The following is a 14,543-nucleotide window of genomic DNA, read 5'->3' on the forward strand; positions in this document are numbered from 1 at the left end:
AGCACGATTGTCTCGGGTCAGGCGGCGGCCGCCAGCTGGCGCGCGGTGGGCCACCGCGGGTGGTCGACGTCGATGACGTAGGGGTGGGTGTGGCGGTAGTGGGTGGCGTCGACCCGTTCCGCGTCGCGCAGGCGGGCCGGGTCGATGGTGCCGACCGCGTGCAGGTGGGTCAGCTGCTCCGGGTCGCGGCGCGGCCACATCCGCTGGGCGACGGCGAATCCCGCGCCGGCGAGCCCGATCAGCGTGATCCAGGTCAGGGTGAAACCGGCTGCGGCGGTGAGCCATCCGGCGACCGGGTAGCTGATCAACCAGGCCAGGTGCGACAGCGAGAACTGCGCCGCGAACAGGGCCGGGCGATCGGCGGGCCGGGCCGAGCGGCGCAGGAGCTGGCCGGTCGGGGTGAGGATCGCGGCGGTGCCCGCGCCGATCAGGAGCCAGATGGTGAGCGCGGCGCTCCACCGCCAGTCGCCGGCGCCCGCTGTCGACAGGGCGATGGCCGCGCCGAGTCCGAGCACGAGTGTCGCCGCGCCGGTGAGCATTACGGGGCGAGCGCCGGTGCGGTCGAGCAGGCGGGGGAGTGCCATCGCGACCAGTAGCGTGCCGAAACCGTTGGCGGCCAGCAGCATCGCGACCCCGGACTGGGTGCCGCCCAGGGTGTCCCGGACGTAGTTGACGGTGTTGACCATGATCATCGAGCCGGCCGCCGCGACCACCAGGTTCAGGCCGAGCAGACCGCGCAGCCGGGGTGTCGCGGCGAAGATCCGCAGGCCCACGGTGATTCGCTCCCGGAAGCTGCCCGCCGCGCCGGTGGCCGGACCCGGGATGCGGGTGGCGAGCACGAGTGCGGCCGAGACCGCGAATCCGATCGCGGTGCCCACGAACAACCAGTGGAAGCTGATCAGGGTCAGCGCGGCGGCGGCGAGCATCGGGCTCAGCAGGGTCTCCATGGTGGCGGCCAGCTGGGCCGCCGACAGCGCCCGGGTGTAATCGCGTTCGTCGGGCAGGATGTCGGGAATGATCGCCTGGTAGGTCGGAGTGAACGCGGCCGAGGCGGTTTGCAGGATCGCGATCAGCAGGTAGATCTGCCAGATCTGATCGATGAACGGCAGGCCGAGCACGATGGCCCCGCGAACGGCGTTGAGCGCCACCAGGAACGGGCGCCGGGGCAGCCGGTGCGCGAAGGCCGCCACCACCGGGGCGACCGTGACGTAGACGAGCATCTTGATGGTCAGCGCGGTGCCGAGCACGGCGCCCGCCGCGGCGCCGGCGAGCTCGTAGGCGAGCAGACCCAGTGCGACGGTGGTCAATCCGGTGCCGAAAAGGGCCGAGACCTGGGCGGTGAACAGTCGCAGGTAGTCACGGTGCTGGAACAGCGAGGTGAACTGGGACGTGGACATGACTGATTCTTCCTCGAAATAGGGTGTCAGGGGGCGGATCTCGGGAGCAGGGGCAGTCGCACACGGGGGACTCCATCAGGGCTCAGGCCTGGACGGCAGGCAGGGTGAAGGCGGCCGTGCGGACCACGTCACCGTGCTGGAAATCCAGGAACAGGCGGTAGGTCCCGGTACCGGGGACCGCGGTGTGGAAGGTGATGGCCGGGCCGGGCGCGGTCACGCCGTCGCCGGGTGCGCCGTTCGGGTGCACGTGGATGTAGGCCAGGTCACCGGCGCGGATCACCACCAGGTGCCCGTAGGCGGCGAGGTAGGGCTGAAGGTCGGTGACGGGCCGGCCGTCCTTGCGCACGGTGAGGGTGAGCAGCTCTCCCGCGCCGGGCACCAGGTCGCCGTCGAGGGTGACCTCGTAGCCGTCGACGGTGGCGACGCGGGCGGTGCCCGGGGTGGGGCGCGGCTGGTAGTCGCCGGTCACGGCCAGATCCGCGCCGAGGGTGAGCGTCTTACCGAGGGCGCGCGGGGCGATATCGGTGAATACGCGGTAGGCGCCCGCGTCCGGGAGATCCAGGCGCACCACCCAGGTCCCGTCCGCGGTGAGTTCGGGGTGGACGTGCCAGAAGCCGGTCAGCTCCCGCCGCACCACGATCAGGTGCAGGTCGCGGTCGTGCAGCGGGGTGTATTCGGTGACCGGGTTGCCGTCGGGGCCGAGGATGCGGAACCGGAAATCGATCGCGCCGGGCCGGGTGATCGGCTGCGCGAGCTCCAATGTGTACCCGTCCTGGGTGATTTGGAGTCCGCCGGGCAGGCCGCCGCCGTGGGCGTCGTGGTGCTGCTCGGTGGTGTGCGCGCCGTGGTGGTGGGTGTGGGTCTGCGTGGTCATTGTCCCGGCCTTTCCGATCGTGTTCTTTCGACGACCTGAAATGTATACCCCTAGGGGGTATAGGGCAACCGGCTGTGATGCAGCCCACTGCACCGGAATGGCCTTCGGTGCAGTGTTGATATGTCGATACGCTAGGGGGGTACGGTTATTGCTCACCGCCGCAACGATGTCTCCTCCTCCATCCGCGACAGCTTCGCCGGATTCCGCACCGCGTAGAGCCCGGTGATGCGCCCCTGTTCGATGCGCACCGCCACCACCGTGTCGATCTGATCGTCGAGCCGCAGCACCAGCGCCGGGTAACCGTTCACTTGAGTCGGCACCAGCGACCCGGCGGGATCGATCCGGCGCAGCACCCGGGCCACCACCGTGGCGCCCACGATCGGTTGCAGTGCGGCCTGTTTGACGCCGCCGCCGTCGCCGAGGAAAACGACATCGGGGGCGAGAATGTTCAGCAGCCCCTGTAGATCGCCGGTAGCGACCGCACGCTGGAACGCTTCCAGCGCCACCTCGGTCTCGGCGGGCGACGCGACACCGCGCGGCCGCCGGGCCGCCACGTGCGACCGCGCGCGATGCGCGATCTGGCGCACCGCGGCCGGGGACTTCTCCACCGCCTCGGCGATCTCGTCGTAGTCCAGATCGAACACGTCGCGCAGCACGAACACCGCCCGCTCGGTCGGCGTGAGCGTCTCCAAGACCAGCAGCATCGCCATCGACAGGCTCTCGGCCAGCTCCAGGTCCTCGGCCACGTCCGGCGCGGTGAGCAGCGGTTCGGGCAGCCACGGACCGACGTAGGACTCCTTGCGCCGGCCCAGCGTGCGCAACCGCCCGAGGGCCTGGCGGGTGGTGATCCGCACCAGATACGCCCGATGCTCCCGGATCGAATCGAGGTCGACGCCCGCCCAGCGCAACCAGGTCTCCTGCAGGACGTCCTCCGCGTCGGCCGCCGACCCGAGCATCTCGTAGGCGACGGTGAACAGCAGATTCCGGTGGGTCACGAACGTCTCGGTGGCGCGATCTCTGAACTCTGGCACGTACACAAGATGCCGCCCGCCCCCGTTCTGTGACACCTCACCCAGGTGGCATGGGTCACATCCCCGCCCTGTCACAGGACACGGCCACCCGGCATCTCATGGTCGTTCCCCATCGCAACCAGTAAGGACACGATCATGAATTCCCGAATCAACCTGGTAGACAACGAACTCGGCGCCAAGTTCGGCAAGCGCTTCGGCAACGCCGCCCAGGTCCTCGCCCAATCGTCACTGTCGAAAACCATCCAGGAACTGGCCTCCCTGCGCGCCAGCCAGATCAACGGCTGCGGCTGGTGCGTCGACGTCCACACCAAGGAACTCGCCCACCTCGGCGAATCCGCCACCCGAATCAACCTGGTCGCCGCCTGGCGCGAAGCCACCGTCTACACCGAAGCCGAACAAGCCGCCCTGGCCTTCGCCGAAGAAGGCACCCGCCTCGCCGACGGCCACCACGGCGTCTCCGACGAAACCTGGGACCTGGTGCGCAAGCACTACGACGACGACCAGGTCATCGCCCTCGTCGGCGCGATCGCCATGATCAACGCCGCCAACCGGCTCGGTGTGATCCTGCACCAGAAGGGTGGGTCGTACGAAGTCGGTATGTTCGGGTGACAGATCGGCTCGGCCCCACCGATCCCTCGGTGGGGCCGATCTCGCTGGTTCGATCGGTCCGATCGGATTGCTTCCGGCTTCACCCGGGCCCGGCAATCACCTGTACTCGCTCAGCGAGCGCGGCGTAATCCACGGTGCCGGTGGTGTCGACCAGCACAACGGGAGTCAGCCCAAGTGGCTCGGCCTCGGCAGCCCAGCGGTCCCAGCTGCCGGCCAAGCGTTCCCTGTCTCGGTGGATCGCTGCCCGCTGCCGTGCGGCATATCGAGATTTCGCGACCTCCGCAGGAAGGTCGCACCACACTTCCACGATCCGGCGCGCACCGGATCTCGCTATACCCGCACGGGCGAACTCCAGATCTCGTGGCTTGAACCACCACGAGTCGATGACACCATTCCCGGGCGCTCGGCTCGCCATCGCCCAGATCGTCTCCATAGCAACACCGCCCAATTCCGTTACGTCGACGGCATTTTCGAGACTCCCGGCCAACGCCTCCTTGACCGCGTCTTTGGACAGAAACCAAGCATTCAACGACCGAGCAAGCCGGGCACCCACTGTGGTCTTGCCCGCGCCGGGCAATCCATTCACCAAGACCAGCAATCCGTCCACGCTTCGATCATGACCCATCGAAATGCGGTCCTCCGCGACGTACTGTTCGCCGCCCATCGCCCAGCCGTTGATGTCGGTGCCCGTGTCTATCGTCGGGGCGGGAGGGCATCATGAACAAGACCGAGATCGCGTACGAAACCGGGGACGCGACCACACCCCGTATAACCGGCCCCGCGATCATCGCGCACATCTGCAACGATCTCGGCCGCTGGGGCAAGGGCTTCGTCCTCGCCGTATCCGCACGCTGGCCGCAACCCGAACGCGCCTACCGCGACTGGCACAAGCAACGTGACACCAACGACTTCGCGCTGGGTGCAGTGCAATTCGTCCCGGTCGCCGCCGATCTGTACGTGGCCAACATGATCGGCCAGCACGGCCTCCGCTCCAGCACTGGCAGTCCACCGATCCGCTACGACGCTGTCGACCAGAACCTGCGAACACTCGCCGATTTCGCGTCCACGTCGAAGGCGTCGGTGCACATGCCGCGTATCGGCTGCGGATTGGCCGGCGGATCGTGGGACCGGATAGAACCGCTCATCGATAGCTGCCTGTCCAGCCGCGGTATCGCCGTCGTGGTGTACGACCTGCAATGACCACCGTGCTTCGGCGTGCCCGTAGATCTCTGGATAGTCGGCCCAACACCACAGGGCCGATGTCTCTTCAATATCCCGAACTACGCTACGCCCCAAGCTGATTGATACTTCGCGGGTAGATGCTTCGCGCGGTGTGAATAGCATCGTGGCATGCGACCCCAGTGGCTCATCGATCTGCACGAGGACTTTCCCGGCTCGGCTCTCGTCGCGGCCGCCCTCGACGATGCGCTGATCGTCGAACCGCATGATTCGATGATGGGGCGCTGGCCCGTTGTTCAAGACGGGCGCACGGTGGTCGGGTACGGGACGATGCCGACGATGATGGGTTTGCGTCGTGTGGCGCGGCTCGGGGAAGCGGTGTTCGATGACTATGCGGCACTGCGCTGTTCGTTCTATTACCGGCACGTCTACGACCTGCTCGGGCGGACCGCCTTTCTGGTGCCGTTCTCCGCGGTGCCCGATCTGCCCTTGCGGCGCATGTTCGACAGTGATCAGGTGTTCATCCGTAGCGATACGAACTACAAGCTGTTCCCGGCGGGCGTTCATGCGATCGCGGAGCTGGGCCGCTGGCTCGAGATCTATGACCAGCACCGCGACGCATTGGTCGTTGTCTCCGAGGTAGTGACCTTCGAGCGTGAGTATCGCTGCTTCTGTCGCGACGGCCGCTTCTTCTGCGGTAGCTCTTATCCGGTCGAGCCGTATCTCCCTGTGCCCGAACACGTACGCGGCTTCGCGGAGAGTGTGGCGGCGCGACTCCTTGTTCACGGCGCCAACATGGTCACCGTGGATGTCGGTGTCGGTCCCGACGGCGTACTGCGCTTGGTGGAACTCGGCGGGGTGAACAGCTGGGGCATCTACGGCTCCGATGTCGCCGACTTTATCGCCGCGATGGAAGCCGAGGCCCTCGCTCGCGCGGATATGTGAAGGAGGGTCCCGCGCACTGAACGCCGCCGCAGGTGATCCTGATCGATGCCTACGGCTAGCCGTATGTTGAAACGATGACTGCCGATACGAACAGCGTGCGCCCGAAGGCCGCCGTCGCAACGGATCAGGACAACACGCTATCCGCGATCACGAAAGTGTTCGAACGTCTCGAATCCGCACTCGCGGCGAAGGACGCCGTTGCCTTCGACAGCGTCTTCACCGACGACGTGGTCTTCATCAATCCGGCGGGCTCGGTCTTTCTGAACTGGGATGAGCTGCACGCCTATCACTCGACCGCGCTGCGGAACAGCCCGGATGCCCAGGCGCGCTACAAGATTCTGGCAGTGCGGCTGCTTGCCGGTGGGCATGCGATCGTCACTGTCGAGCAGACGTTGCGGACACCGGATTTCTCGGTAACCAACCGTGGTACCTGGGTTTTCACGGAGCGAGACGAGAGCTGGTGGGTCTGTTCGGTGCACAACACGAATGTGGCGGGATGACGTGTCGGTGCCCCGTGTCACCATCCTGATATGTCACTGGAGTTCTTCAATGGGTTGTCCGGAACGTTGGCGATCGAGCTGACGGAGCCGACCGAGGCCGTCGCGGCCAACCTGATCAATCAGCGCGCGTCGGCTACGGCGGCGATCAGGGGAATCTCGTTTGCGCTGAATGTGTTCGAAGACGGGGATTTCCGTGACCTGACCGTCGGCGAGTTGGACCGCGTTGTCCTGGAATCGCCTGTGCTGAACTTGCGTGGGCTGAGTGCGCCTGTTGAACACCTGGCGCCCAACGGTAAGTGGTTCACCGTGCGTGACCTCGCGGCCGCCATCAGGGAGACGGAAAGAAGCACTCGCCAGGAATCGCAGTGGTTCGGCGGCGTCGACGTGCATCACATCTTCTTCGAAGGTATCCACCAGGGCGACGACGGAGTCTGGGAGATCTATTGGGGGTCGTGAATTCGGTGGTGACTCGAGCTCTCTCGACCAGGCGGAGAAGAACGTCCCGGCGCGCGTTGCTCAGGCCGGGCGGGGCGCGTACATGATGATCGCGACCCCGATGAGGCAGATGGTCGCGCCGATCACATCCCAGCGGTCGGGGCGGAAGCCGTCCAAAACCATTCCCCACACCAGGGATCCGGCAACGAACACTCCGCCGTAGGCGGCGAGGATGCGACCGAAGTTCGCGTCGGGCTGCAAGGTGGCGATGAAGCCGTAGATGCCCAGCGCGATGATTCCGGCGCCGATCCAGGCCCAGCCGCGGTGTTCGCGCACGCCTTGCCAGACCAGCCACGCGCCGCCGATCTCGGCGACAGCGGCCAGGACGAACAGCAGGATGGAGCGCGCCACAGTCATGGGCAGAGCCTAAATGTCGTGGTCAGGAGGTTGTTGGCGAGCGGGTCTGTTCAGCGATGACCGCCTCCACGTTCGATGGGGCCGCTCCGTCGAAAGGCACTGGGCAGGTGGCGGATTCGCTACAGATGAGCAGGTCATCGCAACCGGCGGCCAAGGCTGCGCGCAAGGAGTCGCGCATCTGGGTCAGTTCGGCGAGCTTGACGTCGACCTCGGCCAGCTTCGTCGCGGCACGGGCTTGCAAACCCGCGTCGGCGCGTCGGCGTCCGACCTGAGCCACTGTGAGCAGGTCGGCGACTTCGTCGAGCGTGAACCCGAGCCGCTGGGCGGCTTTGATCACCCGCAGCACTGTGACGGCGTGATCCGGGTATTGCCGGTGGCCGCCGAGGGTGCGGGCGGGTTCGGCGAGCAGGCCGCGGCGTTCGTAGTAGCGCAGTGTCTGCACGTTCACGCCGGCGGTCGCGGCGAGTTCGCTGGTGCGGAGTCCGCTCATCGTGGGCCGATCCGGTCGGCGAAGGCGTCGAGCACCTCGGTGTAGGACGCGGGAACCTCGACGCGCATCACCAATCCTTCTGTGGTGAAAACGAAATCGAAGGTGAAGAACGCGCAGCAGTTCGACTCCCGCGCGGCCAGGTCCCGCCCGGCGGGTTCGGCCTCGGCGGTGAGCAGGAGTTCGAGACCAGTGGGGGAGACCCGGCGCAGCCGGGTCACCCCGTCGGCGCGGAACTGGTCGAACTCGGCGACGCGTATCGGTTGTTCGACGGTGGGCAGGGTGCACGCATCCGGCACCCAGTCGCCCCGAGCCGGTGAGATCGTCATGTTCACGACGGTAAGCCTGTACCCGGGTACCGGATGCAACCCCGAATTCGGAGCAATCCGCGTTACCGCGATTCCGCCGGTGTGAAGTCGTCGAGCCCGTTGAGCCGGGTGTTGTGTGCCGCCCGGATCAACCAGCGCCCCGAGCGTTCCACGAGAACCGCGGTGATGAGACCACGTCGATCCTCACCCGCGGGAGCGCCCGGCAAGACGTGATCCGGCCACGCCCACTCTGTGTGCGCCAGCAGCACGCCGGGAGCGATCGGCTGGATGTTCACCACCCTCTGGCTGTAGTTCTTCTTCTGTGCCAGAACGGATTCGGGCACATCTTCGTGCCCGCGCACATTCTCCTCCCTCGATCGCCACCACACGCCGCGGTGTGTGATGAAGTCGCAGTCCTCGGTGAACAGCTCGCCCCACTCCCGCATCTCATGCTGAATCCAGAGCTCGGTGTAGCGATCGAACAGTTCTCGGATCATCTCGGTGTCATCACGCATACATCGGAGTGTGAAACATCAACCATGGTTGGGGTCAAACCCGCGCTCGCGACCACTACGGCGTTCAGCCCACAACGACACGCTCCGGCGACGGCAGGAACGTTGACGGTTACCGACGGGGCGAATTAGGTTCGGCTGATGCCGGTCGATGAGGACAGTAGCGGATACCGCTGGAGTGACGCGTCTGCCGACCAGCTGCGCCGTGAGGTGGCCGGGGCGTTGGGTGCGTTCCCGCGCCGGGTGCTCGACCTCGAGGGTCGTAAGGCGGCGGCGGTGTTGATCGCGATAGTCGATTTCGATGGGGGACAGGCGATTTGGCTGACCGAGCGGTCGCCGGGGCTGCGTGCCCATGCTGGGCAGTTGGCGTTGCCGGGCGGGAAGGTGGATCCGGGGGAGGACGCGGTGGCGGCCGCGCTGCGGGAGTTGGCGGAGGAGTTGGGGATCGAGGCGCCGCGCTCGACGGTGCTCGGGTTGCTCGATGACTATCCGACTCGCTCCGGGTATGTGATGACTCCGGTGGTGGCCTGGATCGGGGACGCGCCGAAACCCACGCCCAACCCCGCGGAAGTGGCTGTCGTGCATTGGATTCCGCTCTCGGATCTCGACGTCGAGCCGCTTTTCGTCGCGGTGCCGGGCTCCGACCGCCTCGCGATCCAGCTTCCGCTGCTGGGCGGTCATCTGCATGCCCCGACCGCCGCGATCCTGCATCAATTCCGCGAGGTGGCGCTGCGGCACCGGGAGACTCGCGTCGACCACATGGATCAGCCGCGTTTCGCCTGGGAATGAGCGCGGTCGCTATCGGAGGCGGACATCCAGGGTGGCCAGTCCGAATATCTTGCGCCCAGCGGATTTCGCGACCAGGACGACGGTGGCGGTGCGTGCTTGCGGGTCGAGCGATTTGACGCGGCCGGTGAACTCCACCTCGCCCGCCGAAACGGCTTCGACGACGGCGTAGTTGGACAGGCGCGCTCCGTAGCGGACGATGGCGCCGGGATCGCCGAGCCAGTTGGTGACGAAGCCCGCGCCGAGGCCCATGGAGAGCATGCCGTGCGCGATCACATCGGGAAGCCCGGCCAGGGCGGCGATCTCCCTGTTCCAGTGGATCGGGTTCACATCGCCGGCGACGCCCGCGTAGTTCACCAGGTCGCCGCGCGTCAGGTGCGCGGTCAGGGGCGGTAGCTCGTCGCCCACGGTGATGTCTTCGAAGCGAATCGTGGTGTGCGGCTGACGTGTTCGCGAGACGTGCGCGGTCTGATCGAGCGGTTCGACGGGCGGGTCCACGATCGTGGGCGACGGCGCGGTTTCCAGCCCGCTCATGACTATGCCCTCGATGGCATCGCCGATGTCGGCGTCGACGTCAGCGCTGGTGATGCCGACCACGGTGGTGTGCATGATCTGCACGAGCCGGCCGGACCGGTCGGTGAAGGTGTTGGTGATGGTGAGCAGGTCCTTGCCGGCGACGCGGCGCACCGAGGACAGTTCCACATCGATGATCAGTCGGTCACCGGCCAAGACAGGTTTGTACATCTCGAATACCTGATCGGTGTGCACGAACATGTCGTAGCCGGTCAGCACGGTGCCGAGCAGGGCGCGGTTGGCCTGCATGGCGACGATCGAGGTGAACGTGGTCGGTGCGATCAGCCCGGCATATCCGAGCTCGTCGGCGTCGCTCTCGCTCCAGTGCGCCGGATGGGAATCCTGCACGGCTCGGGCGTATTCGCGGATCTTCTCGCGGCCGATCTCGTAGTAGTCCTCGGCGCGATACCGGTAGCCGACCAGTCCGGCTACATCGAATGCGGTTTCCATCAGGCCGCCCCTTCAGTTCTCACAGGCTCAGATCCGTTTCGGCGGAACCCGATCCACTCTTCCACAGCGCCCACGGCCGCACGCACGCCACCTCGAGGACGACCTTGCCCGACGCGTGACCGTTCTCGACGCGGCAAGCGCTGTGGCGGCAAGTTGCGGACTGTCGACGCCGAGCACACCGCCGAGCTGTTCGTGCGACGCCACGGGCGAGCCGCAGTGTTGGAGTCGTGGACATCCTCTGCTTATCCTGATGTCCCACAACGAGAGTCGCGCCGCTGAGTCGGCGCGCAACATCGTTACGCAGTTCTGAGTTCTCTGGGGGAGTACGTCATGAAGTCATCAAGAATCGCTGCGTCATTCGCGGGCGCGGCACTGTTGGCCCTCGCCACTTCTCCAGCGGCGCAAGCATTTCCCAACCAGTACGAGGGCTTGCAGATCGGCGACTGTGCGTCGTGGGACTTGGCGAACAACAGCGCGGGACCCGCCGATTGCGGCGCGGTCGAAGCGCAGTACCGGCTGATCGAACACCATCCCCTGGCGCCGGAAACCCAACAGCAGCAATGTGGCCCCAAAGCCACGCTCAGCTACCACCATCGCACCGACGACGGCTACCGCCTCGCCCTGTACTGCTTCACCTACAACATGACCGTCGACAGCTGCTGGAAGCTGACCGACGTCGACACTCCCCAGCGCCTCGATTGCGCCGCCCGTCAGCCCGGTAGCGATCGCATCACCGAGGTCTTCGAGGATGTGGTCGACGAAAACCTCTGCTCGACAACGGCAGTCGTCTACCGGCGAGTCGGACTCACGGTCTGCGTCGTCCCGAACTGACCAGCCTCAGCCCCGGCGGAAGCGACGTCGCGCCGACATGATCATCCGGACCTGGGGGCGCTGCCGCCGCCAGGTCCGGACGATCATGATCGCGCGTATGTCAGGCGCAGACTCGGTTGAGTTCGTTGGTGGCGGGGTCGAGGTCGGTGATGTTGTCGTCGACCAGGGCGTTGGCGTAGCCGGTGAGGGCGTTTCGTTCTTCTTCGCCGGCGAGGAGGGCCAGGGCGGAGAGGCGGTCGGAGAGGGCCTGGCGGGTGGGGGCGTCGAAGTTGCCGCCGCTCATGTCGACCGCGGCGTTGATCAGCTGGATCGCCTTGTCACAGGTGGGGGACTTGGCGGCGGCGGGGGCCGCGGGGACGGCGATCAGGGCGGCGGTGGTCGCGGCGAGTGCCGCGGTGGCGAAGAGCTTGATCATGGGGAGCGTGGTTACCTTTGCGAGTAGATCTCTGGGCCGCAACCATAGCTGTTCGCGGGGCGGGATTAATTGGGTGGCGGTCCGTGGCGGTCGCCGTTAGAGTGATCGCCGCGACGCGGGGAAGCTCCTGGATCTATAGCTGGGGGCCGAGTTGAGTTCCCCAGCGTCGTCCAAAATCCCCGATTTCACCCGTAATGGGTGATGGCACTCCCGATCGAGCCGAACATCCTGGTAGCGGCGTTATGTACCCGGTTCGCTCATAGAGGGAGATAGTTCATGCCGGACTCGAAGCCGAACATTCTGGTCATCTGGGGCGACGACATCGGGATCAGCAATCTGAGCTGCTACAGCGACGGCCTGATGGGTTACCGCACCCCGAATATCGACCGGCTGGCCGAGGAAGGAATGCGGTTCACCGACTCCTACGGGGAGCAGAGCTGCACGGCGGGGCGGTCGGCGTTCATCTCCGGGCAGAGTGTGTACCGGACGGGGATGAGCAAGGTCGGTGTCCCCGGCGTCGATATCGGTTTGTCGCACGAGGATCCGACGATCGCGGAACTGATCAAGCCGCTCGGGTACGCGACGGGCCAATTCGGCAAGAACCATCTCGGCGACCTCAACAAGTATCTGCCGACGGTCCGCGGGTTCGACGAGTTCTTCGGCAACCTCTATCACCTCAACGCCGAAGAGGAACCGGAGCTGCCGGACTATCCCACCGAAGCGCAATATCCGCGGCTGCACAATATGCAGTTGCCGCGCGGTGTGCTGCACTCGTGGGCGACCGACACCGACGATCCGACCGAGGACCCGAAATTCGGGCGGGTCGGCAAACAGCGCGTCGAGGACACCGGGCCGCTGACCAAGAAGCGCATGGAAACCGTGGACGACGAGATCGCCGACGCGTGTGTGGATTTCATCCGCCGCCAGCACGAATCGCAGACGCCGTTCTTCGTGTGGCTGAACTTCACCCACATGCACGTGCGCACCCACACCAAACCCGAGAGCCGCGGCCAGGCCGGGGTCTGGCAGTCGCCGTATCACGACACGATGATCGATCACGACCGCAATGTCGGCCAGGTCCTGGACCTGCTGGACGAACTCGGTCTGGCCGAGGACACGATCGTCATCTACAGCACCGACAACGGCCCGCACGCCAATACCTGGCCCGACGGCGCGACCACCCCGTTCCGCAGCGAGAAGGACACCAACTGGGAGGGCGCGTTCCGTGTTCCCGAATTGATCCGATGGCCCGGAAAGATCGCCGCCGGAGTGGTGTCCAACGATATCGTCCAGCATCACGACTGGCTGCCGACCCTGCTCGCGGCGGCCGGGGATCCGGGCATCATCGACGAACTCAAACAGGGCCATACCGTCGGCGAGAAGACCTATCGGACCCATATCGACGGCTACAACCTGCTGCCCTACCTGACGGGGGAGGTCGAGCACAGCCCCCGGCGCGGCATGGTCTATTTCTCCGACGACTGCGATGTGCTCGGTATCCGGTTCGAGAACTGGAAAATCGTGTTCATGGAGCAGCGCGCCACCGGCACCCTGGGCATCTGGGCCGAGCCGTTCACCGCGCTCCGCATTCCCAAGTTGTTCAATCTGCGCACCGATCCGTTCGAGCGCGCCGACAGCACTTCCAACACCTACTGGGACTGGTTCCTCGACCACGACTACATCACCGCCTACGGCACCGCGATCTGCACGGCGTTCTTGGACACCTTCAAGGAATTCCCGCCCCGGCAGGAGCCCGCCACCTTCACCATCGACCACGCGGTCGCCAAACTGCACGAATACCTGGCCCGGGACTGACCGTGGTGGCCACCGATCTGGCGTCCTGGACAGACGGTGCGGCGCGCACCGCGATCGTCGAATTCGTCGAACGCGTCACCGACGAGAAGGGGCCCGGCTTCGTCGAACCCGCCGCGCGCGTAGCGGTGTTCGACAACGACGGCACCCTGTGGTGTGAGAAACCGATGCCGATCCAATTGGACTTCACGATCGGCCGGCTGGGTGAAATCGCGGCCGACGATCCGGAGTTGCGGAACCAGCAGCCCTGGCAGGCCGCCTACACCCACGATCTGCGATGGCTGGGCGCTGCCATGGTCAAGCACTACCACGGCGACGACGCGGACCTGAAGTTGTTGATGGGCGCGGTCACCCGCGCGTTCGACGAGGTCACGGTCGAGGATTACGACGCGACGGTCACCGCGTTCTTCGCTCGCGCCGAGCATCCCGGTCTGCATCGCCCGTATCGCAGCTGCGGATATCTCCCGATGGTCGAATTGCTGCGGTATCTGCAAGGGCACGGTTTCACCAATTACATTGCCTCCGGGGGCGATCGGGACTTCATGCGTCCGGTCGCCGAGGCGCTCTACGGGATTCCGCCCGAACGCGTCATCGGCAGCGCGCTCGGGCTCACCTATCGCGGCGAGCAGGGGCAATTGCTCTACAAGGCGGCGATGGATTTCTTCGACGACGGACCGGAGAAACCGGTCCGGATCTGGAGCCGCATCGGTCGCCGCCCGATCCTGTCGGTCGGCAACTCCAACGGCGATCTGCCCATGCTGGAATTCTGCGAACTGCCCGACACGCCAGCATTGCGGTTGCTGATCCTGCACGACGACTCCGTACGAGAATTCGACTACACCGACGGCGCAGAGGACATCTTGGCGGCCGCGCAGGGACGTCGGTGGAGCGTCGTCAGCATGCGCAACGATTGGCGCGAAATCTTCACCCCGACCGACGGTCCCGGCGACACCGGGTAACCGACGCGACCACGGCAGGGCAG

General features: G+C 65.9%; 19 protein-coding genes. 9 read left to right on the top strand and 10 right to left on the bottom strand.

Features of this window, described 5'->3' with window-relative positions:
* Positions 1–17: 17 nt before the first annotated feature.
* From AB0H76_RS07185 to AB0H76_RS07195, 3 genes are all read right to left on the bottom strand, one after another.
* On the bottom strand, positions 18–1,397 hold the full coding sequence (locus AB0H76_RS07185; RefSeq protein ID WP_357318565.1) for an MFS transporter: 1,380 nt from the start codon (positions 1,395–1,397) through the stop codon (positions 18–20).
* A gap of 82 nt (positions 1,398–1,479) precedes the next feature.
* Positions 1,480–2,271: a hypothetical protein gene (locus AB0H76_RS07190; RefSeq protein ID WP_357318568.1), complete on the bottom strand. Its 792-nt coding sequence runs from the start codon at positions 2,269–2,271 to the stop codon at positions 1,480–1,482.
* Between the two features lie 152 nt (positions 2,272–2,423).
* Complete coding sequence (locus AB0H76_RS07195; RefSeq protein ID WP_357318571.1) at positions 2,424–3,302, bottom strand: RNA polymerase sigma-70 factor; 879 nt, start codon at positions 3,300–3,302, stop codon at positions 2,424–2,426.
* A 135-nt stretch (positions 3,303–3,437) separates the two neighbouring features.
* Here AB0H76_RS07195 and AB0H76_RS07200 point away from each other — a divergent pair, with 135 nt between their 5' ends.
* Complete coding sequence (locus AB0H76_RS07200) at positions 3,438–3,911, top strand: carboxymuconolactone decarboxylase family protein (RefSeq protein WP_357318573.1); 474 nt, start codon at positions 3,438–3,440, stop codon at positions 3,909–3,911.
* 79 nt (positions 3,912–3,990) lie between these two features.
* Here the strand turns inward: AB0H76_RS07200 and AB0H76_RS07205 are convergent, their stop codons facing one another.
* On the bottom strand, positions 3,991–4,518 hold the full coding sequence (locus AB0H76_RS07205) for an ATP-binding protein (protein WP_357318576.1): 528 nt from the start codon (positions 4,516–4,518) through the stop codon (positions 3,991–3,993).
* A gap of 110 nt (positions 4,519–4,628) precedes the next feature.
* Here AB0H76_RS07205 and AB0H76_RS07210 point away from each other — a divergent pair, with 110 nt between their 5' ends.
* From AB0H76_RS07210 to AB0H76_RS07225, 4 genes are all read left to right on the top strand, one after another.
* Complete coding sequence (locus AB0H76_RS07210) at positions 4,629–5,111, top strand: macro domain-containing protein (RefSeq protein WP_357318579.1); 483 nt, start codon at positions 4,629–4,631, stop codon at positions 5,109–5,111.
* 150 nt (positions 5,112–5,261) lie between these two features.
* The gene (locus AB0H76_RS07215) at positions 5,262–6,035 is read left to right on the top strand and encodes an ATP-grasp domain-containing protein (protein ID WP_357318581.1); all 774 of its coding nucleotides are present in this window, start codon (positions 5,262–5,264) and stop codon (positions 6,033–6,035) included.
* Positions 6,036–6,109: 74 nt separating this feature from the next.
* Positions 6,110–6,535, top strand: coding sequence for an SgcJ/EcaC family oxidoreductase (locus AB0H76_RS07220; protein ID WP_357318583.1), 426 nt, complete (start codon positions 6,110–6,112; stop codon positions 6,533–6,535).
* 30 nt (positions 6,536–6,565) lie between these two features.
* Complete coding sequence (locus tag AB0H76_RS07225) at positions 6,566–6,991, top strand: hypothetical protein (protein WP_357318586.1); 426 nt, start codon at positions 6,566–6,568, stop codon at positions 6,989–6,991.
* Between the two features lie 60 nt (positions 6,992–7,051).
* Here the strand turns inward: AB0H76_RS07225 and AB0H76_RS07230 are convergent, their stop codons facing one another.
* The 4 genes from AB0H76_RS07230 to AB0H76_RS07245 form a co-directional block, all read right to left on the bottom strand.
* Positions 7,052–7,387, bottom strand: coding sequence for a YnfA family protein (locus tag AB0H76_RS07230; protein ID WP_357318588.1), 336 nt, complete (start codon positions 7,385–7,387; stop codon positions 7,052–7,054).
* 22 nt (positions 7,388–7,409) lie between these two features.
* Complete coding sequence (locus AB0H76_RS07235) at positions 7,410–7,877, bottom strand: MerR family transcriptional regulator (RefSeq protein ID WP_357318591.1); 468 nt, start codon at positions 7,875–7,877, stop codon at positions 7,410–7,412.
* A complete protein-coding gene (locus tag AB0H76_RS07240) occupies positions 7,874–8,203 on the bottom strand; it encodes a hypothetical protein (RefSeq protein ID WP_357318593.1) in 330 nt (109 codons plus the stop codon). Before AB0H76_RS07240 ends, AB0H76_RS07235 begins: the two co-directional genes overlap by 4 nt.
* A gap of 62 nt (positions 8,204–8,265) precedes the next feature.
* Positions 8,266–8,697, bottom strand: a complete 432-nt coding sequence (locus AB0H76_RS07245) for an SgcJ/EcaC family oxidoreductase (RefSeq protein ID WP_357318596.1) — start codon at positions 8,695–8,697, stop codon at positions 8,266–8,268.
* Between the two features lie 138 nt (positions 8,698–8,835).
* Between AB0H76_RS07245 and AB0H76_RS07250 the strand changes: the two genes are divergently transcribed.
* A complete protein-coding gene (locus tag AB0H76_RS07250) occupies positions 8,836–9,483 on the top strand; it encodes a CoA pyrophosphatase (protein WP_357318599.1) in 648 nt (215 codons plus the stop codon).
* 9 nt (positions 9,484–9,492) lie between these two features.
* Here AB0H76_RS07250 and AB0H76_RS07255 read toward each other — a convergent pair whose 3' ends face one another.
* A complete protein-coding gene (locus tag AB0H76_RS07255) occupies positions 9,493–10,503 on the bottom strand; it encodes a fused (3R)-hydroxyacyl-ACP dehydratase subunits HadA/HadB (RefSeq protein WP_357318601.1) in 1,011 nt (336 codons plus the stop codon).
* A 330-nt stretch (positions 10,504–10,833) separates the two neighbouring features.
* On the opposite strand from AB0H76_RS07255, the gene AB0H76_RS07260 reads away from it, so the two are divergent.
* The gene (locus AB0H76_RS07260; protein WP_357318604.1) at positions 10,834–11,334 is read left to right on the top strand and encodes a hypothetical protein; all 501 of its coding nucleotides are present in this window, start codon (positions 10,834–10,836) and stop codon (positions 11,332–11,334) included.
* A gap of 100 nt (positions 11,335–11,434) precedes the next feature.
* Here the strand turns inward: AB0H76_RS07260 and AB0H76_RS07265 are convergent, their stop codons facing one another.
* Positions 11,435–11,749 (bottom strand): hypothetical protein, encoded by a 315-nt coding sequence (locus tag AB0H76_RS07265; protein WP_357318607.1) that lies wholly within the window; start codon positions 11,747–11,749, stop codon positions 11,435–11,437.
* 276 nt (positions 11,750–12,025) lie between these two features.
* On the opposite strand from AB0H76_RS07265, the gene AB0H76_RS07270 reads away from it, so the two are divergent.
* The gene (locus AB0H76_RS07270) at positions 12,026–13,564 is read left to right on the top strand and encodes an arylsulfatase (RefSeq protein ID WP_357318610.1); all 1,539 of its coding nucleotides are present in this window, start codon (positions 12,026–12,028) and stop codon (positions 13,562–13,564) included.
* A gap of 2 nt (positions 13,565–13,566) precedes the next feature.
* Entirely contained in the window at positions 13,567–14,520 is a 954-nt protein-coding gene (locus tag AB0H76_RS07275) for an HAD family hydrolase (protein WP_357318613.1), read from the top strand.
* The last annotated feature ends 23 nt before the right edge of the window (positions 14,521–14,543 follow it).

The sequence above is a fragment of the Nocardia sp. NPDC050712 genome, assembly GCF_040654295.1.
In the GTDB taxonomy this organism is placed as follows: Bacteria; Actinomycetota; Actinomycetes; order Mycobacteriales; family Mycobacteriaceae; genus Nocardia.

Coding starts and splice junctions, on each gene's coding strand:
- AB0H76_RS07270 (WP_357318610.1), top strand. CDS start 12,026: ATGCCGGACTCGAAGCCGAACATTCTGGTCATCTGGGGCGACGACATC.
- AB0H76_RS07185 (WP_357318565.1), bottom strand. CDS start 1,397: ATGTCCACGTCCCAGTTCACCTCGCTGTTCCAGCACCGTGACTACCTG.
- AB0H76_RS07200 (WP_357318573.1), top strand. CDS start 3,438: ATGAATTCCCGAATCAACCTGGTAGACAACGAACTCGGCGCCAAGTTC.
- AB0H76_RS07250 (WP_357318599.1), top strand. CDS start 8,836: ATGCCGGTCGATGAGGACAGTAGCGGATACCGCTGGAGTGACGCGTCT.
- AB0H76_RS07260 (WP_357318604.1), top strand. CDS start 10,834: ATGAAGTCATCAAGAATCGCTGCGTCATTCGCGGGCGCGGCACTGTTG.
- AB0H76_RS07215 (WP_357318581.1), top strand. CDS start 5,262: ATGCGACCCCAGTGGCTCATCGATCTGCACGAGGACTTTCCCGGCTCG.
- AB0H76_RS07245 (WP_357318596.1), bottom strand. CDS start 8,697: ATGCGTGATGACACCGAGATGATCCGAGAACTGTTCGATCGCTACACC.
- AB0H76_RS07240 (WP_357318593.1), bottom strand. CDS start 8,203: ATGACGATCTCACCGGCTCGGGGCGACTGGGTGCCGGATGCGTGCACC.
- AB0H76_RS07210 (WP_357318579.1), top strand. CDS start 4,629: ATGAACAAGACCGAGATCGCGTACGAAACCGGGGACGCGACCACACCC.
- AB0H76_RS07255 (WP_357318601.1), bottom strand. CDS start 10,503: ATGGAAACCGCATTCGATGTAGCCGGACTGGTCGGCTACCGGTATCGC.
- AB0H76_RS07190 (WP_357318568.1), bottom strand. CDS start 2,271: ATGACCACGCAGACCCACACCCACCACCACGGCGCGCACACCACCGAG.
- AB0H76_RS07220 (WP_357318583.1), top strand. CDS start 6,110: ATGACTGCCGATACGAACAGCGTGCGCCCGAAGGCCGCCGTCGCAACG.
- AB0H76_RS07225 (WP_357318586.1), top strand. CDS start 6,566: ATGTCACTGGAGTTCTTCAATGGGTTGTCCGGAACGTTGGCGATCGAG.
- AB0H76_RS07265 (WP_357318607.1), bottom strand. CDS start 11,749: ATGATCAAGCTCTTCGCCACCGCGGCACTCGCCGCGACCACCGCCGCC.
- AB0H76_RS07230 (WP_357318588.1), bottom strand. CDS start 7,387: ATGACTGTGGCGCGCTCCATCCTGCTGTTCGTCCTGGCCGCTGTCGCC.
- AB0H76_RS07235 (WP_357318591.1), bottom strand. CDS start 7,877: ATGAGCGGACTCCGCACCAGCGAACTCGCCGCGACCGCCGGCGTGAAC.